Source organism: Actinomadura sp. NPDC048032 (assembly GCF_040653175.1).
Taxonomy (GTDB): Bacteria; Actinomycetota; Actinomycetes; order Streptosporangiales; family Streptosporangiaceae; genus Spirillospora; species Spirillospora verrucosospora.
Genome location: NZ_JBEZJP010000079.1, coordinates 1 through 19,408, shown reverse-complemented (window position 1 = coordinate 19,408; position 19,408 = coordinate 1). Strand labels below are relative to the sequence as shown.

The 19,408-nt window shown below is 72.6% G+C and carries 18 protein-coding genes; 7 read left to right on the top strand and 11 right to left on the bottom strand.

Annotated features, from left to right (window positions below; all coding sequences use genetic code 11):
- The 3 genes from AB0C69_RS13790 to AB0C69_RS13780 form a co-directional block, all read right to left on the bottom strand.
- Positions 1 to 1,014, bottom strand: a 1,014-nt coding sequence (locus AB0C69_RS13790) for an ABC transporter ATP-binding protein (RefSeq protein WP_360353351.1), incomplete at its 3' end; no start/stop codon positions are given.
- A gap of 166 nt (positions 1,015 to 1,180) precedes the next feature.
- On the bottom strand, positions 1,181 to 2,224 hold the full coding sequence (locus AB0C69_RS13785; RefSeq protein WP_360353349.1) for a membrane dipeptidase: 1,044 nt from the start codon (positions 2,222 to 2,224) through the stop codon (positions 1,181 to 1,183).
- Positions 2,221 to 3,606 (bottom strand): serine hydrolase domain-containing protein, encoded by a 1,386-nt coding sequence (locus AB0C69_RS13780; protein ID WP_360353347.1) that lies wholly within the window; start codon positions 3,604 to 3,606, stop codon positions 2,221 to 2,223. Before AB0C69_RS13780 ends, AB0C69_RS13785 begins: the two co-directional genes overlap by 4 nt.
- A 262-nt stretch (positions 3,607 to 3,868) precedes the next feature.
- Between AB0C69_RS13780 and AB0C69_RS13775 the strand changes: the two genes are divergently transcribed.
- Together AB0C69_RS13775 and AB0C69_RS13770 are read left to right on the top strand one after the other, a co-directional pair.
- Complete coding sequence (locus tag AB0C69_RS13775; RefSeq protein WP_345172249.1) at positions 3,869 to 4,264, top strand: rhodanese-like domain-containing protein; 396 nt, start codon at positions 3,869 to 3,871, stop codon at positions 4,262 to 4,264.
- Positions 4,261 to 4,869, top strand: a complete 609-nt coding sequence (locus AB0C69_RS13770) for a hypothetical protein (RefSeq protein ID WP_360353345.1) — start codon at positions 4,261 to 4,263, stop codon at positions 4,867 to 4,869. Before AB0C69_RS13775 ends, AB0C69_RS13770 begins: the two co-directional genes overlap by 4 nt.
- Before the next feature lie 9 nt (positions 4,870 to 4,878).
- Here the strand turns inward: AB0C69_RS13770 and AB0C69_RS13765 are convergent, their stop codons facing one another.
- The 7 genes from AB0C69_RS13765 to AB0C69_RS13735 form a co-directional block, all read right to left on the bottom strand.
- The gene (locus AB0C69_RS13765) at positions 4,879 to 7,371 is read right to left on the bottom strand and encodes a LuxR C-terminal-related transcriptional regulator (protein ID WP_360353343.1); all 2,493 of its coding nucleotides are present in this window, start codon (positions 7,369 to 7,371) and stop codon (positions 4,879 to 4,881) included.
- Positions 7,372 to 7,424: 53 nt separating this feature from the next.
- Positions 7,425 to 8,414 (bottom strand): M24 family metallopeptidase, encoded by a 990-nt coding sequence (locus tag AB0C69_RS13760; protein ID WP_360353341.1) that lies wholly within the window; start codon positions 8,412 to 8,414, stop codon positions 7,425 to 7,427.
- Positions 8,411 to 9,358: an oligopeptide/dipeptide ABC transporter ATP-binding protein gene (locus AB0C69_RS13755; RefSeq protein ID WP_353831264.1), complete on the bottom strand. Its 948-nt coding sequence runs from the start codon at positions 9,356 to 9,358 to the stop codon at positions 8,411 to 8,413. The genes AB0C69_RS13760 and AB0C69_RS13755 overlap by 4 nt, the downstream gene beginning before the upstream one ends.
- Positions 9,355 to 10,131 (bottom strand): ABC transporter ATP-binding protein, encoded by a 777-nt coding sequence (locus AB0C69_RS13750; protein ID WP_360353339.1) that lies wholly within the window; start codon positions 10,129 to 10,131, stop codon positions 9,355 to 9,357. The genes AB0C69_RS13755 and AB0C69_RS13750 overlap by 4 nt, the downstream gene beginning before the upstream one ends.
- Complete coding sequence (locus tag AB0C69_RS13745) at positions 10,128 to 10,973, bottom strand: ABC transporter permease (RefSeq protein WP_345172237.1); 846 nt, start codon at positions 10,971 to 10,973, stop codon at positions 10,128 to 10,130. The genes AB0C69_RS13750 and AB0C69_RS13745 overlap by 4 nt, the downstream gene beginning before the upstream one ends.
- On the bottom strand, positions 10,970 to 11,980 hold the full coding sequence (locus AB0C69_RS13740; RefSeq protein ID WP_345172235.1) for an ABC transporter permease: 1,011 nt from the start codon (positions 11,978 to 11,980) through the stop codon (positions 10,970 to 10,972). The genes AB0C69_RS13745 and AB0C69_RS13740 overlap by 4 nt, the downstream gene beginning before the upstream one ends.
- Positions 11,981 to 12,060: 80 nt before the next feature.
- Entirely contained in the window at positions 12,061 to 13,647 is a 1,587-nt protein-coding gene (locus AB0C69_RS13735; RefSeq protein ID WP_360353336.1) for an ABC transporter substrate-binding protein, read from the bottom strand.
- A 130-nt stretch (positions 13,648 to 13,777) separates the two neighbouring features.
- On the opposite strand from AB0C69_RS13735, the gene AB0C69_RS13730 reads away from it, so the two are divergent.
- Positions 13,778 to 14,398, top strand: coding sequence for an Lrp/AsnC family transcriptional regulator (locus tag AB0C69_RS13730; protein WP_360353334.1), 621 nt, complete (start codon positions 13,778 to 13,780; stop codon positions 14,396 to 14,398).
- On the opposite strand, the gene AB0C69_RS13725 is transcribed toward AB0C69_RS13730, so the two are convergent.
- The gene (locus AB0C69_RS13725) at positions 14,382 to 14,681 is read right to left on the bottom strand and encodes a hypothetical protein (RefSeq protein WP_360353332.1); all 300 of its coding nucleotides are present in this window, start codon (positions 14,679 to 14,681) and stop codon (positions 14,382 to 14,384) included. The genes AB0C69_RS13730 and AB0C69_RS13725 overlap by 17 nt on opposite strands.
- Before the next feature lie 361 nt (positions 14,682 to 15,042).
- Here AB0C69_RS13725 and AB0C69_RS13720 point away from each other — a divergent pair, with 361 nt between their 5' ends.
- The 4 genes from AB0C69_RS13720 (at position 15,043) to AB0C69_RS13705 (ending at position 19,205) form a co-directional block, all read left to right on the top strand.
- Positions 15,043 to 16,710, top strand: a complete 1,668-nt coding sequence (locus AB0C69_RS13720; protein ID WP_360353330.1) for a glycoside hydrolase family 13 protein — start codon at positions 15,043 to 15,045, stop codon at positions 16,708 to 16,710.
- A 307-nt stretch (positions 16,711 to 17,017) separates the two neighbouring features.
- Entirely contained in the window at positions 17,018 to 17,641 is a 624-nt protein-coding gene (locus AB0C69_RS13715) for a TetR/AcrR family transcriptional regulator (protein WP_360353328.1), read from the top strand.
- A gap of 110 nt (positions 17,642 to 17,751) precedes the next feature.
- A complete protein-coding gene (locus tag AB0C69_RS13710; RefSeq protein WP_360353326.1) occupies positions 17,752 to 18,960 on the top strand; it encodes a cytochrome P450 in 1,209 nt (402 codons plus the stop codon).
- 5 nt (positions 18,961 to 18,965) lie between these two features.
- Positions 18,966 to 19,205 carry a ferredoxin gene (locus AB0C69_RS13705; protein WP_360353361.1) on the top strand — a complete coding sequence of 80 codons (240 nt, stop codon included), beginning with the start codon at positions 18,966 to 18,968 and terminating at the stop codon, positions 19,203 to 19,205.
- Positions 19,206 to 19,408: the final 203 nt, after the last annotated feature.

Here is a 19,408-nt window from a genome sequence, read left to right as displayed (position 1 = left end):
GTCGGCGCGGGTGGTGAACCATTCGGGGTGTTGTGTCACCCAGGGGTGGTCGGGGGAGCATTGCAGGGCCAGGTCCAGGGCGACTTCCAGGCAGCCCGCCTGGGCCGCGGTCAGGTCCGGCGGCGCGCCCGCGATGCTGAACAGCTCTTCCCGCCGGTCCTGGGTCAGCGAGGGGATCGAGGACAGCAGCGCGTGCGTGTAGCGATGCCGCGTCCGCCGGAACAGCGCGCGGGTCGGCCCGGACTCGGCCATGCGCCCGCCGTACATCACCCCGACGCGGTCGGCGTGCCGGGCGATCACCCCCATGTCGTGCGTGATGAGGATCATCGACATGCCCAGCCGGGACCTGAGGTCGTCGAGGAGATCGAGGATCTCCGCCTGGATCGTGACGTCGAGCGCCGTCGTCGGCTCGTCGGCGATGACGACCCGCGGCTCGCAGACCAGCGCCATCGCGATCATCACGCGTTGCCGCATGCCGCCCGAGAGCCGGTGCGGATGGTCGTCCATCAGCTCGGCCGGCCGCGGCAGCCCGACCAGGGCGAGCATCTCCTCGGCCCTCCCGCGCGCGGCCCGCTTCGACGCGCCGTGGTGCAGGCGCACCGGTTCGGCGACCTGCTCCCCGATGCGCCGGGTCGGGTTCAACGCGGTCATCGAGTCCTGGAACACCATCGCGACGTCGTTGCCGCGAACGGCCCGGTACCGCGCCGCGGGAAGCCCGACGAGCTCCTCGCCGCCCAGGTCGATCGACCCGCTGGTCACCCGGCCCCCGGGCGGCAGCATGCCCATGACCGCGAGACCGGTCATGGACTTGCCGGACCCGGTCTCGCCGACGATCCCCAGGGTCTCCCCGCGGTTCAGGACCAGGTCGACGTCCGAGACGGGCCGGACGACCCTTTCGCCGCGCCGGATCTCGACCGACAGATCCCGGATCGTCAGTACGCGATCGGCGTTCGCGGGCCCACGCGCGTTCTCGGAGCCATCGGTCGTGTGCGCGGCAGCGCTCTCCTTAGCCACCCGACGATACTGGGACGCAAACCCCTGGCGGCGTTTGTTGCGCGCATCGAACATTCAGGCCCGCGTTCGTCCATCCGCACGAACTGATCACCGCCGTGAGGGCGGCTGGGAGCATACGGAACCGACCGAGCCGGACGCATCCGCATGCGCCCTCCACGCGCAGGGCTCAGGCGGTGGCGACGGCGGCGGGCCGGCCGAGCTCGGTTCGCAGCAGCCGCCGCACGTTCTCGCCGAGGACCGCGACGATGGCGTCCTCCGGCCAGCCACGGCGTTGCAGTGCCTCGGTGACCAGCGGCATCCCCGCCGGCCCCTCCAGGCCGGGCAGGTACGCGTCGGCGGGCACCCCCTCGACGAAGGCGCGCTCGCAGCACGGTGGAGTGGTGTCGGCGAGCACCTCCTTGACGAAGTCGGGGCCGAGGCCGACGTGCGCGACGCCCGCCACGCCGGCGACGTGCTCCAGGTGGTCGATCAACCGGTCGATCGAGTGGTCGTCCTCGTGGAGGAACGGAGCGAAGAAGTTGACGCACACGAGGCCGCCGCCCGCGGCGATGCCCCGGATCTGCTCGTCGGTGAGGTTGCGGTGGTGGTCGAGGAGCGCCCGCGCGGAGGAGTGCGTCGCGATCACCGGCCGCGAGGCCAGCTCCAGGACGTGCCCGACGCCGGCGGCGCCGAGGTGGCTGACGTCGAAGAGCATGCCGATGCGCTCCATCTCGGCCAAGGCCGCGACCCCGGCGCGGGTGAGCCGGCCACCGGTCCGGTCCTCCCCGCTGCCGTCGGCCAGTGCCGTGCGGCCGAAGTGCGCCAGGGACGCGATCCTGACGCCCAGCCGGAACAGGGTCTCCAGCAGCTCGACGTCCTCGCCCACGCCGGGAGCGCTCTCCAGCGCCAGGATCAGGGCGATCCGGTCCTCCGCGAGGACGCCGTCGACCTGCGCGCCGTCGCGGCACAACGCGACCTCGTCGCCGTTGCCGGCCGCGAGCCGGTGCGCAGCCTCGATCATGCGGAGCGTCCGGCGCAGCGCGCCCTCGGGGCGGAACGGGTCCTCGATGAACACCGGCAGCGTCACCAGGTTCACCCCGCCGGACCGCAACTGCGGCAGCCAGCGCTCCCGGAAGAACTCCGCCCAGCGGTCGACCGGCCTGGCGACCACCGCGCACAGCAGGTCGTTGTGCATGTCGGCGACGAAAGCGCGCCGGTGCAGGCCGTTCACGCCGGCACGCGCCGGTCGGCTCGGCCGTTGTGCAGATACATCGCGTGCCCCTTGCCGTCGTCGCCGAGGAAGGCGAGCGGGGCGCGGACGCCGCGCTCGGGCTCGACCGGGAGCAGCGCATCGCCGCGCCAGGCGACCAGTTCCGTCCGGTACGGCGCGTCGTCCAGCTCGGCGGTGATCCCGGTGGGGACGCGCTCCAACCAGAGCCGCCCCTCCTCGTCCTGGCTCACCGTGGTCTCACTGGTACTCGACGTGTAGGTGCCGACGTAGCGGGACGCGTCCAGCGGAGGCGCGGATGGATCGGGCGTCGGCTGCCCCGGCGGTTCGACACCGCCGAGCTCCCGGAGCACACGACCCACGATCTCGGTGTACACCCGCCGCGGCGAGCCGCCGTTGGTGACGATCGCCACCGCCACGTCGCGCCCCGGCACCACGCGCAGGAACGCCGACTGGCCGATGGTGTTGCCGTCGTGGCCGAAGACCCGGCCGCCCGGGAGGTCGAAGAGCTCCCACCCCAGGCCCCAGGCAGTGCCCTGGTCGATGTCGGGCAGTCCGACCTGGGGCTGCTGCATGGCCCTGACGCTCGCGGGGCTCAGCACGGAGCCGCCGTCCGGGCCGAGCCCTCCGGCGAGATGCATGCGGGCGAAGGCCAGCAGGTCGCGAGGGCGCATCGCCAGCATCGACCCGGCCGGCGCGTTCGAGCGCGCCAGCGTCCAGACCCGGGCCGGCCCGAGCGGGCCGCCCGGCGTCTGCTCGACGTGTCCCACCGCCGCTCGGTGAATGATCGCCTCGTAGGGGTCGTTCGCGGCGTGGGTCAGGCCCAGCGGCACGAACAGGTGCGTCCTGATGCAGGCGTCGAACGGCTTCCCGCGAACGACCTCGACGATCCGGCCGAGGACGCAGTAGGCGGCGTTGTTGTACGAGAACATCTCGCCGGGCTCGAACAGCTGCGGCACCTCGTGCAGGACGCCCAGGTACTTCTCGACGCAGTCATCGCCCTTGCCCGTGTCGGTGAAGATGTCGCCCTCGAAACCCGCGACATGGCACATCAACTGACGCACGGTGATCCGCTCCGCCGCGCGCTCGTCGGCGATACGGAACTCGGGGAGGTAGGTCCGCACCGGAGCGTCGAGCTCCAGCTCGCCCTCGTCGACCAGCTGCATGGCCAGCGTCGCGGTCAGCACCTTCGTGATCGAGCCGATCTGGAACAGGGAGTCGACCGTCGCCTCGACGCCGGTGGCCGTGTTCAGCACCCCGGCGGCGGCGTCGACCGTCTCGCCGCCCGCGCAGACCGCCACCGCCGCCCCGGGCACCCGGTTCTCGGCGAGCAGGTCCGCCAACCGGTGTCGCAGCCACGCACCGATCTCGTCCAGTTTCGACACTGGTGTCCTCCCCGCTCGACTCCGGACGAGCATAGGGCCGGCGGGACCGGCGCTCTTCGTTCGCCGCCACCACGAGCGGCGCACCGGTTCGTGGGCACGGCCAAGCCCCCTGCGAGCCCCGGAGCAGAACAATGGCCGGAAAGGGCGGGGTACGGGCTTGGCGGCCTCCCCGGACGCCGTCTCCGTACTGAGCACGGATGTGCGTTCTGCCGGGACCCTGTCGGATGGGAGGCAAGGACACCCGAGAGTTCGAGGTGAGGCAATGAGCAGTTCCGTCCGGCAGCTGGTGACCCGCGCGCGAGACGAGGTGCGCAACATGTCGGTGCCGGAGGTCGCCGACGCGCTGGAAGGCGGCGGGGTGACGCTGGTCGATCTCCGCGAGCCCGACGAGGTCCGGCGCGAGGGCGCCATCCCGGGCGCGGTTCCGGCGCCCCGCGGAATGCTGGAGTTCTGGGCGGACCCCGCCAGCCCGTACCACCGCGAGGAGTTCGTCCCCTCCGCGCGGACGATCCTCTACTGCGCCTCCGGCGGCAGGTCGGCGCTGGCCGCGCAGACGCTGCAGGAGCTCGGCTACACCGACGTCGCGCATCTCGACGGCGGGCTGGCCGCCTGGAAGGAGCAGGGCCGGCCGGTCACCTTCGAGGCGGGACAGCGGTGAACGCGGCCGGCTTCCTCGCCGCCCCTCCCCTGACCGACGAGGCGCTGCGCATGTTCGACGAGGACATCGCCGACACCGGCCACGTCATGAACAACTCCAGGCTGTGGGCCCACCGGCCCGGTCTCGCCGCCGGGCTCTCCGAGCTGCTCGGGGAGGCCGGCGCGGCAGCCGGGCTCGACTTCCGCACGCGCGGAGTCCTCATCGCCGCGTGCGCTTCGGCCGCCGGCGACTCCTACTGCGCGCTGGCCTGGGGCTCCCGGCTGGCGGAGGCGAGCGACGCGGACACGGCCGCCGCCGTGCTCCGCGGCGCCGACACCGGGCTGACCGCCCGGGAACGGGCCTTGGCCGGTTGGGCGCGGAAGGTCGCCCGCAGGCCCCACGGAACCGTCGCGGAAGACGTCCAGGAGTTGCGCGACGCCGGCTGGGACGATGCCCGGATATTCGCGATCACGGTGTTGGCGGCCTTGCGCATCGCGTTCTCGGCCGTCAACGGCGCACTCGGCGCACGTCCGGACGCCGCCTTCCGCGCCACCGCTCCCCCGGCCGTCCTCGACGCCGTGGACTATGGCCGTCCGATCGAGGACGAGACCTCGAAGCTCGGCTGACCGGAGCGTTCACAGCGAGCGCAGCGCGGTGAGCGGGGTGCTCCGGCCGGTGGCGAGGGCCATGGCGAGGCCGTCGGGCCCGAGGCGTTCGCGGAGGGCGGCCCGGAGCGGCGGCTCCGGGCTTTCGAGAGGCGCCGGGACGAGGTTCTCGGCGGCGCCCAGCAGGACCGCGGCGCGGTCGGGCCGCCCGGTCGCGTGGTCGGCGCCGGCGAGCAGGAGCAGGCTCGTCACGAGCACGTTCCGGTCGCCGAGACCGACAGCGATCTCCAGGGCCTCGGCGAGGCGCCGCCGGGCCCGCCGGTGGTCTCCGGCGGCCGCCGCGGCGCCGCCGAGGCCGTGGAGGCACCGTGCCGCGCAGCGCAGGTCGCCGATCTGACGGAACTCGGAGAGCAACCGGACGAACCGGGGTTCGGCGGCGGCGTGGTCCTCGCGCGCCTGGTCGAGGCGGGCGAGCGCGACCTCGGCGTGCAGGCGCTCGTGCTCGTTGCCGCTGGTCCCTGCCAGCCGGCCGGCCTCGGCCAGCCAGGTCGCGGCCTCGTCGAGACGGACGCGGTCCTCGATCGCGACATTGGCCATGTGGAAGAGGCAGTTGGAGCGCTTGACCGGGTTGTGGAGGCGATCGAAGAGGTCGGCGGCATCCGCCAGCCGGGCCAGGGCGGCCGGGGCGTCCGGCACGGACAGCCCGAGGCGGAACAGCGCCAGCGCGCGATGCCAGTCGTCGCCCAGCCGCTCGAAAAGGGAGACGGCCCGTTCGAGGACCCCGACCTCGCTGCCCCGCGCCACCACCGCCGCCCTCGCCGTCCAGCCGAGGCCGAGCAGGGCCAGCGCCCGGTCCTGCGCCGAGGCGCTCTCGGCACGCTCATAAGCCTGCTCGGCGAACCCCCGCGCCCGTTCGGTGTCCTGGTAGTCGAGCAGGATCGCGCAGGTGATCGCGGCTCGGACGCCCAGCGAGCCTCGCGGAAGGGGATGTGCGAGCAGCGTGTCGAGCCAGTCGAAGAGCTCGCCGCGGGCGCCGAGCACCTCCCAACCGGTGCAGATCCCGGCGAGGAACTCCCACGCGAGCGTCGTGTCCTGCCGCTGGAGAGCCCATCGCATCCCGGCCCGCAGGTCCGCCCAGTGGCGCCCGAACCAGCGGAGCGCGGCGGCCTGGTCGCGCCCGCAGAGGTCGGTCAGCGCGGCCACCCCCTGCCCCAGGTGGTGACGGGCGTGCTGTTCCCGTGCCCGATCGGCCGTCCCGCTCGCCTCGAGTCGCCGGTGCGCGAACTGGCGGACGCTGTCGAGCAGGCAGTACTCGGTCCTCTCGTCCTGCCGCCGGCGCGAGATCAACGAGCGGTCGAGGAGGCGCGGGAAGACCTGGACGAGGGCGGCCCCGCTCAGCGGCGGGTAGCCGAGGATCCGGGTCGCGGTGTCGTAGTCGAACGTGGCCGGAAACACCGAGCAGCGTTCGAACAGCACCCGCTCCTCGCCGCTCAGGAGCTCGTAGCTCCAGTTCAGCGCCTCCTCCAGGGTGCGGTGCCGGGCCGGTGCCCCGCGCGCCCCGTCGGTCAGCAGCGCGAACCGGTCGTCGAGCCGGGCCCGCAGCTCCGCCGCGGAGAACACGCGGGTCCGGGCGGCCGCGAGCTCGATCGCCAGCGGCAGGCCGTCCAGCCGGCGGCAGATCACCGCCACGTGCCGGGCGTTCTCCGAGGTGACCTCGAAACCGGGGGACACCGCGGCGGCGCGGTCGGCGAACAGCCGCGCGGACGCCGCGCTCAGCACGGCCGCCGGGTCGTCGCCCTCTTCGGGGACCGGCAGCGGCGGGATCTCGTACACGACCTCCCCCGCCACCCGCAGCGGCCCGTGGCTGGTGGCCAGCACGTGAAGGCCGCGGGTGGTGGCCAGCAGATCCGCGAGCAACGCCGCCGCGCCGTCGGCCACGTGCTCGCAGTTGTCGACGAGGAGCCAGTGCCGCCCCTTCGCGAGCGCGGCACGGATCTGGGCGCGCGAGCCGTCGCCCTCCCCGGCGAGGAGTCCGAGCGCGTCGGCGAACTCCCGTTCCGCGCTCCGGCCGGGCGCGGCGCGGGCGAAGTCGACTAGGACCGCGGGCGGCAGTGCGGTCGCCAGGTCCGCCAGCCGCAGCGCGAGCCGGGTCTTGCCGGTCCCGGCGGGCCCCGTCAGCGTCAGCAGCCGGTGGGAGCCGACGAGCCGGCGCAGGTCGTCGATCTCCCGGTCCCGTCCGACGAACGAGGACAGCGGCCTGGGCAGGGCGGCGGCGTCCCGGAGCGCCTTCAGCCGCTCCGCCGCCTCGACCAGGATCAGCCGGTTCGGCGAGGCTCGCCGGTCCGGGCCGCCGAGCTTGCGGAGGAGGGCCGACACGTGGCTCTCCACGGTCCGCTCCGACACGTGCAGGACGGCGGCGATCTCCTGGTTGTGCAGGCGGTCCCCGACGAGCCAGAAGATCTCCAGCTCGCGGGGCGTCACCCCCGCCGCCCGCAGCTCGTCCGGAAAGACGTCCGATCCCACCCCTGGAGTATCCCGTCATCGGCGGACGAGTCCACCCGGGGATCACGGCACGTTCAGCGGTCGGTGACGATGAGCAGGCGCGGGCTCTGGTTCAGGCGGCGGGCTCCGACGTCGGTGCAGACGACGACGTCCTCGATCCGCGCGCCGTACAGTCCCGGAAGGTAGATGGCGGGCTGGACGGACACGGTCATGCCGGGCTCGATGACGGTCCGGTCCTCCGACGTCAGGTAGGGCGGCTCGAACTGGTCGAGCCCGACCCCGTGGCCCGTCCGATGGACGAAGAACAGCCCGTATCCGCTGGCCGCGATGGCGGCGCGGCAGACCTCGTCGATCTCGGCGGCGGTGACGCCGGGGCGCACCGCCTCGCAGGCGGCGCTGTGGACGGCGAGCACGACGGAGTACATGGCCTCGAAGTCCTCGGGCGGCTCGGCGACGACGAACATCCGGGTGATGTCGGAGCAGTAGCCCTCGTGCCGTCCCCCGATGTTGACCAGCACCGCGTCGCCCGGGTTGATCACCCGTTCGGTGGGCCGGTGGTAGGGCGCGGCGGAGTGCTCCCCCGCCGCGACCGTGACGAGCGTGACCTCGTCGTGGCCGGTCTCCAGCAGAAGCAGGCGCAGCAGCCGCGCCATCTCCCGTTCGGTGGCGCCGGACCAGCGGAGTTCGGAGGCCATCGCCACGGCGCGGTCGGCGGCGACGGCCGCGCGCTCCATGGCCGCGATCTCCGCGGCGGACTTGCGCATCCGGAGCGGGGCGATGAGCGGCTCGGCCGAGGCGAACAGGGTCTGCGGGCCCAGCCGCTCCTGGATGGACAGCAGCTCATGCGCGGGCATCTGGGGATCGATGGCGACCCGCGCGCCCACCGGGATCAGGGGCGAGGCGTCGGGCACGTGCTCGGGCGGGCCGTCCGGCGTGATGACGAGGAAGCCGTGCGGCGCCGGGCCGGCCAGGTACCGCAGGTTCGAGGAGGGCCGCAGGACGAGCACGTCCACGCCGTGCTCGATCATGCGGGCCCGCACCCGCTCCACGCGATCGTCGCTCATTCCGGCGCCGAGTCGTAGAGCCAGCAGGCCACCCCGCGTTCCTGCACCGGCTCACGCTTCGAGCAGATCTCCATGGCGTGGGGACAGCGCGGGTGGAAGCGGCACCCGGACGGCGGCGACGCCGGGTCCGGCACGTCGCCGGGCAGCTCGGCGGGGAGCGTGCCCGCCCCGTCCGGCGCGGGGATGGCGGCGAGCAGGGCCCGGGTGTAGGGGTGCTGCGGGTCGGCCCAGACCTCGGCGGTCCGGCCGATCTCGACGATCTTGCCCAGATACATGACCGCGATCCGGTCGGCGATCATCCGGACGACCGACAGGTCGTGGCTGATGAAGAGCAGCCCCGCCCCCGACTCCACGGTCAGTGCCCGCATCAGCCCCGCGACCTGCGCCTGCGCGGAGGCGTCCAGCGCGGAGATCGGCTCGTCGCCGATCAGCAGGGAGGGCTGGGCGGCCAGGGCGCGGGCGATGGCGATGCGCTGCCGCTGCCCGCCGGAGAACTCGTGCGGGTAGCGGGCGGCCATGTCGGCCGACAGCCCGACCCGTTCCAGCAGCTCGCCCGGGGTCGGGCCGCCGCGGCGGCCGTCGGCGATCTGGCCGCCGACCCGGCGGCGGGGGTTCAGCGACGCGAACGGATCCTGGAAGACCATCTGGATGCGGGTCAGCGCGGGGTCGCGGCGGCGCAGGCCGAGCGGCGTCACCGGGCGGCCCTCGAAGCCGATGGAGCCGCCGGACGGGCGGATGATCCCGCAGATGGCGCGGGCCAGCGTGGACTTCCCGCAGCCCGACTCGCCTACGAGGCCGACGACCTCCCCGGGCGCGACGGTCAGGTCGACGCCCGCCACCGCCCGCACCGGGGGCCGGTCCGGGCTGCGGTGGTCCACCACCAGGTTCTCGACGGACAGCAGCGAGGTGTCGGGCGCCGGCTCGGCGCCGTCCGGCAGTCTCATGAGGTGCTCCGCTCCGGCAGGGCGTCCAGCAGCATTCGGGTGTACTCGTCGGCGGGCTCGCGCATGACCTGGGCGCGCGCGCCGGTCTCGACCAGCAGGCCCGCCCGCATCACGCTGATCGTGTCGGCCACCGCGGACATGACGCCGAGGTCGTGGGTGACCAGCAGGACGGCGAGCCCGAGCTCGTCGCACAGGCCGCGCAGGAGGCGCAGGACGCCGGCCTGGACGGTCACGTCGAGCGCGGTGGTCGGCTCGTCGGCGATCAGGACCTTGGGGTCGCAGGCCAGCGCGGCCGCGATCGCGATGCGCTGGCGCATGCCGCCGGAGAACTGGTGCGGGTACCGCCGGAAGGCGCCGTCGGCGTCCGGGATGCGCACCCTCGTCAGCAGTTCGACCGCGCGGCGGCGCGCCTCGGCCTTATCCAGCTTCAGATGGTGGCGCATGTGGTCGGTGAGCTGGCGGCCGATCGTGAGCATGGGGTGCAGGCTCGTCGACTGGTCCTGGAAGACCATGCCGATCTCGCTGCCGCGCAGCGCGTTCATCTTCTTGGACGGCAGGGACAGCAGGTCGGTCCCGTCGAACAGGATCCGCCCGCCGGTGCGCGCGCCGTGCGGAAGCAGTCCCATGACCGCCATCCCGGTCATGGTCTTCCCGGAGCCGCTCTCGCCCGCGAGCCCGTGGATCCGGCCCGGCTCCAGGGCGAGGTCGATCCCCCGGATGATCTGCCGTCCCCCCAGCTCGACGGTGAGCCCCTCGATGTTCAGCAAGGTCACAGCGCCCGCTCCTTGATCGCCCGTGCGGTCCGCGGGTCGAGTGCGTCGCGCATCGTGTCACCGAGGAAGTTGAAGGCCAGCACCACCGTCAGGATGGCGAGGCCGGGGAACACGCCGACCCACCACTTGTCGAACACGTGCGTGGCCGACGCCACCATGGAGCCCCACTCGGCGGTGGGCGGCTTGGCGCCGAGCCCCAGGAACGACAGCCCCGACAGCAGCAGGAGCTGGGTGCCGATGTCGAGGGTGGCCAGCACCAGGACGGGGCCGGTCACGTTCGGCAGCACGTCGGTGCGCAGCGAGCGCCACGCGGAGAACCCGAGCAGCCGCCCGCTGATCACGAACTCGCGGGACCGGATGCCGAGCACCAGGCCGCGGGTGACCCGGGCGTACGCGGGCCAGGACACGACGAGCACGGCCAGCACCGCGTTGCGCAGGCTCGCGCCGAGCGAGGCCGCCACGGCCATCGCGAGGATGACGGTGGGGAACGCGAACACCAGGTCCGCCACCCGCATGATCGTCTCGTCCAGCCAGCGGCCGAAGTAGCCGGCGCACGCCCCCAGCAGCCCGCCGATGACGACGGACATCGCCACCAGCAGCAGCGTGAGCGGGATGGACAGGCGCGCGCCGAACAGCACCCGGCTGAGGACGTCGCGGCCGAGTTCGTCGGTGCCGAACCAGTGCGCTCCGCTCGGCGCCTGGAGCCGCGGGAACTCCTGGCTCAGCGGGTCGTGCGGCGCGAGCAGCGGCGCGGCGAGCACCACGACCAGCCATGCCGCCGCGACGACGAGGCCGACGACGGCGAGCGGCTTGCGCCACGCCTCCGGCACCCTGCGGCTCACGTGTGCCTCACTCTTGGGTCGATGACGCCGTACAGCATGTCCACCACCAGGTTGACCACCACGTAGATCACGCCCACCACGAGACCGACGCCCATCACGGCGGGCAGGTCGAGGGTGGTCGCGCTCTTGTACGCGTACTCGCCGACGCCGGGCCAGGCGTAGATCGCCTCGACGAGCACGGTGCCGGACAGCAGGCTGCCGAAGGCCAGCCCCGCCACCGTGATGACCGGCACCAGCGCGGAGCGCAGCGTGTACCGGAACAGGACGGTGCCGGCGGGCAGCCCCTTGGCCCGGGCGGCCCGCACGTAGTCCTGGCCGAGCACCTCCAGCACGGCCGACCGCGTGAACCGCGTGAGCAGGCCGATCGTGTACGCGGCGAGCACCAGCGCGGGCAGCACGAGGTGGCCGGCGGCGCTGGCGAACACGTCCCACTGGCCGGCGAGCGCGGCGTCCACCGTGTACAGGCCGGTGGTGTGCGGGGGCGGCGCCATGGCCGGGGAGAGCCTCCCGGAGCCCGGCGCCAGCCCGAACTTGTAGAAGAAGAGGTAGAAGGCCAGCAGCGCCAGCCAGAACGTCGGCACCGAAACGCCCGCCAGGCTGGTCACCCGCAGGAACTGGTCCACGAACCGGTCCCGGCGCAACGCCGCGATCACTCCGAACGCAACGCCGAGCAGGAGCGACACCAGCAGCGCCGAGCCGGCCAGCTCGAACGTCGCGGGGACGAACTCCCGCAGGTCGTCGGCGACCGGCCGGTGGCTCTGCTGCGACTCGCCGAGGTCCCCGCGGACGAGGTTGCCCATGTAGGTCGCGTACTGCACGGGCAGCGGCTTGTCGAGGCCGTGCTCCTCCCGGAACTGCTGGACGATCGCCGGGTTGGCGAGCGCCTGCTGGCCGAGGTTCGCGGTGGCCGGGTCGCCGGGCACCATGTTGGTCAGGATGAAGGTGACCAGGGTGACCCCGACGGCCAGCAGTACGGAGACCGCCAGCCGCCGGGCCAGGAATCGCATCAGCGGATGCCGCGACCACCACCGGGCGCCGGGTGGCCGGCGGCCCTCGGTCGTCCGCTCGTCCGACGGGTGAGGAGACTTCATTTGCTGCCGAGCGCCGCGATCTCGAAGGTCCACACCGGGTTGACCGCGAGGCCCGTCAGCGACCCGGCGGTGACCAGGCGCTGGCTCGGCTGCATCAGCGGCACGATCGGGCCGCGCGCGTTGAGCTGGGTCTGGATCTGGTGGTACTGGGCGAACCGGTCATCGCCGATGGTGCTCGCGGCCTTCGCGCCGGCGTCCTCCAGCGCCTTGTCCGCGCCCTTCTTCCAGCCCGCGCGCTCGCCGATCAGGCCGCCGGGCAGGAAGGCGAGGTAGTTGCTGGCGTCCGGGTAGTCCGGGCTCCACCACCACAGGCCCATCTCCTCCTTGCCGTCGCGGTAGCTCTCCAGCGCGGTCGCGATCGGCGCGGGGGCGAGGTCGACGGTGATGCCGACCTCCTTCAGGTTGGCCTGGATGCGCTCGGCCAGAGGCTGGAAGGACAGGCCGTTGAGGGTGAAGTCGCTGGGGAACTCCAGCTTGACCCTGGGGTTCGTGATCCCGCCGGCGGCGAGCGCCGCCTTGGCGCCGGCGACGTCGCGCTTGGGCGCCTGGCCCGCGGGCAGCGAGCCGTTGATCATGGACGGGACGATCCCGGCCGCCTGCACCGAGCCCTCGCCGGCGAGTTCCAGCAGCCCCGCGTAGTCCACGCCCTTGCTGACGGCCTCGGCGAACCGGGGGTTGGAGGTGATCTTGCTGACGGACGGGTTCCGGTTGGTCAGCAGGAAGAACACGTTGGCGGACGCGCCCTTGACGGTCTGCGTGCCGCCGCCGATGCCCTGGGCCTGGTCGGCCGTCAGGTCCACCGCGATCTGGCTGTCGCCGCGCTGCACGTTCAGCTTCTGCGTCTGCGACTGGACGTTGCGGAGCACGACCCGCTTGTAGACCGGCTTGGTGGCGCCCCAGTACTTGGGGTTGGCCTTGAGCACGACCGGGGTGGCGGCGTTGAAGGACTCCAGCATGTACGGGCCGGACCCGGCCGACTGGCCGTTCAGGTACTTCTCCGCCTTGTCGCCGGGGCTCGCGGCGCCGCCGTTGGCCTTGACGACCTTGGAGTTGAGGATGCCGAGCGCCGGGTTCGGCAGGATGAACGGCAGCGACGGGTTCGGCTTGGCCGACACCAGCGTGATCGTCCTGTCGTCGGTCTTCTCGACCTTCACGCCGTCGAGCAGGAACGACGGGTTGCCCTTGAGGTCGCGGACCCGGTCGAGCGAGAACACCACGTCGTCGGCGGTGACGGGGCTGCCGTCGGAGAAGACCGCGTCCTGGCGCAGCTTGAGCGTGAGCTTCTTGCCGTCCTTGGACAGCTCGAACGACTCCGCCAGCGCCGGCACCGGCGTGCTGACGTCGGAGCCCTTGAAGCTGAGCAGCGTGTCGTAGAGGGCCCGGTCGATGAGCAGGCCGGTCTGCTCGTACATCCGGCCGGGGTCCGCGGTCTTGAGGTTGAACGAGGTGTCGATGACCAGGGCCTTGCCGCCCCCGTCCGACGAGGACGTTCCGCCCCCGCCCGAGCAGGCGGTCAGGCTGAGTGCTGCGGCCACGAGGACGGGCAGCGCCGCCCGCCGTGTGGTTCCACTCGTGATCGGCATCGTGGCCTCCGGGTCTCGGTCAGGTCCGTTGTCTGCTTCTGGACGACGAAGACCGATAGTGCGAGACTTCCGGCTGAACGTCTACGAGACCACCGAAAGTCAAGATAAAGCGAGAGAAGGAGACGGATCCATGGACAGACCGTCGCACGGACCACCCTCTAAGGGGGGCGAGGCTGGACAGATCCGCACCGAACTGGACGCGATCAACCTCAGGATGCTGGAGGTGCTGCGCCAGGACGGCCGGATCTCCATCGCGGCCCTCGCCCAGCGCGTCGGGATCTCCCGGGCCAACGCCTACATGCGCTTCGAGGCGCTGCGGACCAGCGGTGTGATCAGCAGGTTCACCGTGCAGGTCGACCCGGTCCGCACCGGCCTCGGCATCTGCGCGCTGATCTTCGTCACCGTCCGGCAGCAGATGTGGCCGCAGTTCCGCGCCCAGCTCTCGCTGATGCCCGAGGTCGAGTACTGCGCGATCACCACCGGCCAGCACGACGCGATGATCCAGATCCGGGCCACCGACGTCGCCGCCGTGCACCGGCTGGTCTCCGAGCGCCTGGCCGGCATCCCGGCGGTGAAGGCCACCGAGACGGTGCTCATCCTCGACGAGGTGATCCGCCGCCCGTTCGTGCTGACGTCGGACGGCGCCCCGGCGAAGGCGGAGGCGGAGCCCGGGCCCGGCCCCGTCGCCCTCGGCCGGATGCGCTTCATCCGCGCGGACGCGGGACGGGCCGAGCTCAAAGACCTCCCGTGACGATCTCCTCGCACACGCTGACCTGGGGCGTGTCGTCCCCGTCGAACCGGAACTCCTCCACCAGCCGGATCCGGCCGTCCCGCAGCAGCTCGATCCGGTTCGTGCTGGACCCGGCGACCGGGTCCGCGCTCCGCTTGGTCAGGTGCACGTAGTTCAGCCGGACCTCGGCTCCGCGCCGGGCCCCCACGAACCGGCCGTGGACCACGGTGTCGCCTTCGTAACTTCCCCACACCACGCCGTCGGCCTCCGTGTAGGCGAATCGCGTGGGCGCGTCAGGGTCCACGCGGCTCGCGGTGGAGCTGACCATCGCGAACCGGCGGCCATCCAGATTAAAGAGATCATTCTCGTTCACGGGCTCATCGTGCCGGGTTCCGCGGCTCGCGCAATCGCGCCTGAACGCATCGTCGCGGAACCGCACACCCGATGGACGAACCGTCCGCGAGAGGCGACCGCCACGCCAATCCGTCTCGGACCACCCCATCGGCACCGCACCGTTACCCCGCCGACGACCACGCCCGAGCCAGCCGCGGGCGGGGTGCTCCCGAGCCACTTCGAACGGCCCGTGATGCCGGGTTCTGGCCGTGCCGGGCCTCTGCCGGGCGGTCTCAGGTGCGGACCAAATCGATCTCCCGACTGTCCCTCGTATGGATCTATCGTCGAGACCTCCTTCACCGGCGCGCCCCGCGGAGTTCTCCGGCTCCCCGGCGGCCGGTACGCGCTGGTGGCGTGACGCGGTCATCTACCAGGTCTATGTGCGCAGCTTCGCCGATGCCGACGGGGACGGGGTCGGCGACCTGGCCGGAATCCGCAGCCGGCTCCCCTACCTCGCCGCGCTCGGCGTCGACGCTCTGTGGATCACGCCGTTCTACGAATCGCCGATGGTCGACGGCGGCTACGACGTCACGGACTACCGCTCGGTGGATCCGACGTTCGGCACGCTCGCGGACGCCGTCGAACTGATCGAGGAGGCGCACCGGCTGGGCCTGCGGGTCATCGTCGACATCGTGCCCAACCACACCTCCGACCAGCATGTCTGGTTCCAGGAGGCGCTGGCCGCCGGGGTCTCCGGTCCGGCGCGCGAGCGCTACGTCTTCCGGCCGGGGCGAGGAGCCTCCGGCGAACTGCCGCCCAACGACTGGGAGTCGGTCTTCGGCGGTCCCGCCTGGACCCGGCTGCCCGACGGGCAGTGGTACCTGCACCTGTTCGCTCCGCAGCAGCCCGACCTGAACTGGGAGCACCCGGACGTGCGCGCCGAGTTCGACGATGTCCTGCGATTCTGGCTGGACCTGGGCGCCGACGGATTCCGCATCGACGTGGCGCACGGCATGGTCAAGGCGGCCGGGCTGCCCGACGTCGGCGACGCGCCGCAGTCGCGGCTGCTGGGACGCGGCAAGGTGCCGTACTTCGACCAGGACGGGGTGCACGACATCCATCGAGGCTGGCGGCGGCTGCTCGCCCTCGGCCCCGGGGAGCGGATCGGCGTCGCGGAGGCGTGGGCGCCGTCGCTCGATCGGCTGGCCAACTACGTCCGCCCGGACGAGCTGCACCAGGTGTTCAACTTCGACTACATGAGGACCGACTGGGACGCCGCCGAACTGCGCTCGGTGATCGAGAAGTCGCTGGCCTCGACGGGCCCCGTCGGCGCGCCCACCACCTGGGTGCTGTCCAACCACGACGTCCAGCGGCATGTCACCCGCTATGGCGGCGACGAGCTCGGACGGCGGCGGGCGCGAGCGGCGGCGCTGCTCACTCTGGCGTTGCCCGGCTCGGCGTACGTGTACCAGGGTGAGGAGCTCGGCCTGCCCGAGGTGCTCGACATCCCCGCCGAGCTGCTGACCGATCCCCAGTTGGAGAGTCTCAAGGGCGGCCGGGACGGTTGCCGCGTTCCGCTGCCGTGGTCCGGTAACGAGCCCCCGTTCGGGTTCGGATCGGGTGGCGGCTGGCTGCCGTCGCCGCCCGAATGGAAGTCGCTCACCGTGGAGGCGCAGTGGGACGACGAGGCTTCCACGCTGACCCTCTACCGCAGGGCTCTCCGGATCCGGCGCGACCATTCCGCGCTGGGCGACGGTGAGCTGCACTGGCTGGACGGGCCGCCGGACTGCCTGGTCTTCGAGCGCAGCGGTCATTCCGACGGCCCTCGAATGCTGTGCGCGGTGAACACCGGCGACCGGAGCGTCCAGATCCCAGCCCGCGGTTCGCTCCTGCTGAGCAGCGAGCCGATCCGTATGGAGGGCCCGAACGCGGTCCTGCCACCCGACACCGCCGCCTGGTGGAGTACTGAGCCCTCCGAGGAGCCGGACACGGGCGGCTGAACGCAGTCCCACCCGGCGGCGCGGCCCCGGACCGCACGAGGCTGCCCGGGGCCGGCGGTCGACCGCGGCTCCCGCCAGTTGGAGAGGCGGCGTCTTGATCCGGAACTCCGGAACAGGGGGAGAGTGGTGCGCCAGAGGGCCGGAGCGGCATTGGCCTGCTAGAGCGGCTTGTCGGGCACGCCGGTCACGCGTCTGTTGTGAAGCAGAGTGCTCGGTGCCCGTTCTTTTCCGTCTTGAAGGCTGCCGTGACGCTTTCGGCTGGCTTACGGTGTTGAGCACCCTGGGTCCGGCACGGAGGGCGGGCGGTATGCGGGACGACGCAACGGCGCGGAGCGGGCTCAGGAAGGTGCCGCTGAGCAGGCCCGAGCGGCGCGCGGAAGTGTTCGACGCCGTCCTCGCCCTGCTCTCGGAGGTCGGGTACGAGCGGCTGACCATGGACTCGGTGGCCAGGCGCGCGCGGGTGGGCAAGGCGACGCTGTACCAGCGCTGGCCCACCAAGGCCCATCTGGTGATGGCCGCGATGGAGCGCTACCGGCCCGTGGTGTCCGGGCGGGACGCGGGCTCGTTCACCGAGGACATACGCCAGCTGCTGATGGCGTACGTCGCCAGCTGGTCCAGCCTGGACCGCGGGCTGGTCATCGCGCTGCTGGAGGGCAGCCGCCGGGACGCCGAGCTCGCCCGGCTGCGCCGCGAGCGGCTGGCCGATCCCGTGCGGCGCTCCATCGAGGCGGCGCTCGACCGGGCCCGGGAACGCGGCGAGATCCCCGGACGGGTGGACGCCGGGCTGCTGGCCGATCTGCCCTTCGCGGTCATCCTGGGGCATGTGCTGATGCAGGACGAACCTCCAGGCCGCGAGCTGGTCGACCGGTTTGTGGACGGCATCCTGTCCCCCCTGCTGGACGTCCCCAACCTGCCGGAACCTCGCGTATAGAACGGATCCGTTCTACTTTCGAAGCGGATGCCGTCTCCTCCGGCGAGCCGCCGCAAGCCGTCCCGCCGGGAGCGGCACAGCGCGAGTCTCCGAGGAAGGGATCTCGTCCCATGCGCGCTCCGCAGCCCCCCGCCTCCGTCCCCGCCCCGCTTCCCACGCGGCGCGACGACCCGCTCGACCCGCCACCGGCGCTCGGCCTGCTCCGCAGCGAGTCGCCCGTCTCCCCTCTGTCCTTCCCCGACGGCGCGACCGGTCTGCTGCTGACCCGGCACCGGGACGTGCGCGAGATCCTGGCCGACGAGCGGTTCAGCGCCGACCGGGCGGAAGCCTCCTCACCGATCAGGCGGCCCGCCTTCCGGCCCGAGGACCGGACCGGTTCGCTGCTGTTCATGGACCGGCCGGAGCACACCCGTTACCGGCGGCTGCTCACGCCGTTCTTCACCACCCGCCGGATGCAGGCCCTCGCGCCGCGCGTCGAGCGGATCGTCGCCGACCACCTCGACGCCCTGCGCGCCGCCGGCCCGCCCGCCGACCTGGTTCCGGCGTACACCCTGCCGATCCCGTCCCTGGTGATCTGCGAGCTGCTCGGCGTGCCCTACGCCGACCGCGCCCGCTTCCACGCCTGGTCGGCCGCCCTGCTCAGCGTCACCGCGGACACCGGGCGGGTGGCGGAGGCCAGGGACGCGCTGCTGGAGTACATGCGGGACCTGGTGGCCGCCAAACGGCGCAGCCCGGACGACGCGCTGCTGGGCTCGCTGATCACCTCCGGGGCCGGGCTGAGCGACGCCGAGCTCAGCGGCATCGGCCGGCTGCTGCTGGTCGCCGGGCACGAGACCACCGCCAACATGCTGGCGCTGGGCACCCTCACCCTGCTCACCCGTCCCGGCCAGCTGGCCGCGTTCCGCGCCGGCCCGCAGGCGGCCGGCCCCGCGGTCGAGGAGCTGCTGCGCTACCTGAGCATCGTCCAGTTCGGCGTCGTCCGGGTCGCCAAGGAGGACGTCGAGATCCACGGGCACCCGGTGCGCGCCGGGCAGACCGTCGTCCTGTCGCTGCCCGCCGCCAACCGCGACCCCGAGCACTTCGAGGATCCCGACGAGCTGGACCTCACGCGGCCGCCGTCCCAGCATGTGGCGTTCGGCCACGGCATCCACCAGTGCCTCGGGCAGCAACTGGCCCGCGTGGAGATGCGCATGGCCCTCACCGCCCTGTTCGACGGGCTGCCCGGCCTGCGCCTCGCGGTGCCGCCCGACGAGGTGCCCATGCGGCACGACATGTTCGTCTACGGCGTCCACCGGCTCCCGGTGAGCTGGGAGCGGTGACCGCCATGCGGATCGTCGCCGATCACGACCGCTGCCTCGGCGCGGGGCAGTGCGCCCTGTACGCGCCGGAGGTCTTCGACCAGTCCGACGAGGACGGAACCGTCGTGCTCCTCGCCGAGTCCCCTCCCGGGGACCTGCACGAGACCGTCCGCCGGGCCGCCCTGATGTGCCCCAACCAGGTCATCAGCCTGCACGAGGAGGCGGCCGCCGATGCGACCTCGTCGGCGGAGACGCGTTCTCCATGACCAGCGCGCCCGAACGGCGGTGAGAAGCCCGGCGCGCCTTGCGTGGCGCGGGCGCGCCGGGCGTCTCCGGTCGGTCCGTGCGCCCCAGCCACCGCGGGCCCACCCGAGAACCCCTCTCGCCCTGCCCGAAGGCGGTGACGGCATCGAGAACTACTCCCGGCACATCGACGGCCGCGGCCCCGGCACCGCCCCGAACACCCTCC

Excerpts from the sequence above, each read along its gene's own strand:
- AB0C69_RS13775 (WP_345172249.1), top strand. The coding sequence starts at position 3,869 with ATGAGCAGTTCCGTCCGGCAGCTGGTGACCCGCGCGCGAGACGAGGTG.
- AB0C69_RS13760 (WP_360353341.1), bottom strand. The coding sequence starts at position 8,414 with ATGAGCGACGATCGCGTGGAGCGGGTGCGGGCCCGCATGATCGAGCAC.
- AB0C69_RS13755 (WP_353831264.1), bottom strand. The coding sequence starts at position 9,358 with ATGAGACTGCCGGACGGCGCCGAGCCGGCGCCCGACACCTCGCTGCTG.
- AB0C69_RS13740 (WP_345172235.1), bottom strand. The coding sequence starts at position 11,980 with ATGCGATTCCTGGCCCGGCGGCTGGCGGTCTCCGTACTGCTGGCCGTC.
- AB0C69_RS13735 (WP_360353336.1), bottom strand. The coding sequence starts at position 13,647 with ATGCCGATCACGAGTGGAACCACACGGCGGGCGGCGCTGCCCGTCCTC.
- AB0C69_RS13730 (WP_360353334.1), top strand. The coding sequence starts at position 13,778 with ATGGACAGACCGTCGCACGGACCACCCTCTAAGGGGGGCGAGGCTGGA.
- AB0C69_RS13720 (WP_360353330.1), top strand. The coding sequence starts at position 15,043 with ATGGATCTATCGTCGAGACCTCCTTCACCGGCGCGCCCCGCGGAGTTC.
- AB0C69_RS13715 (WP_360353328.1), top strand. The coding sequence starts at position 17,018 with ATGCGGGACGACGCAACGGCGCGGAGCGGGCTCAGGAAGGTGCCGCTG.
- AB0C69_RS13710 (WP_360353326.1), top strand. The coding sequence starts at position 17,752 with ATGCGCGCTCCGCAGCCCCCCGCCTCCGTCCCCGCCCCGCTTCCCACG.
- AB0C69_RS13705 (WP_360353361.1), top strand. The coding sequence starts at position 18,966 with ATGCGGATCGTCGCCGATCACGACCGCTGCCTCGGCGCGGGGCAGTGC.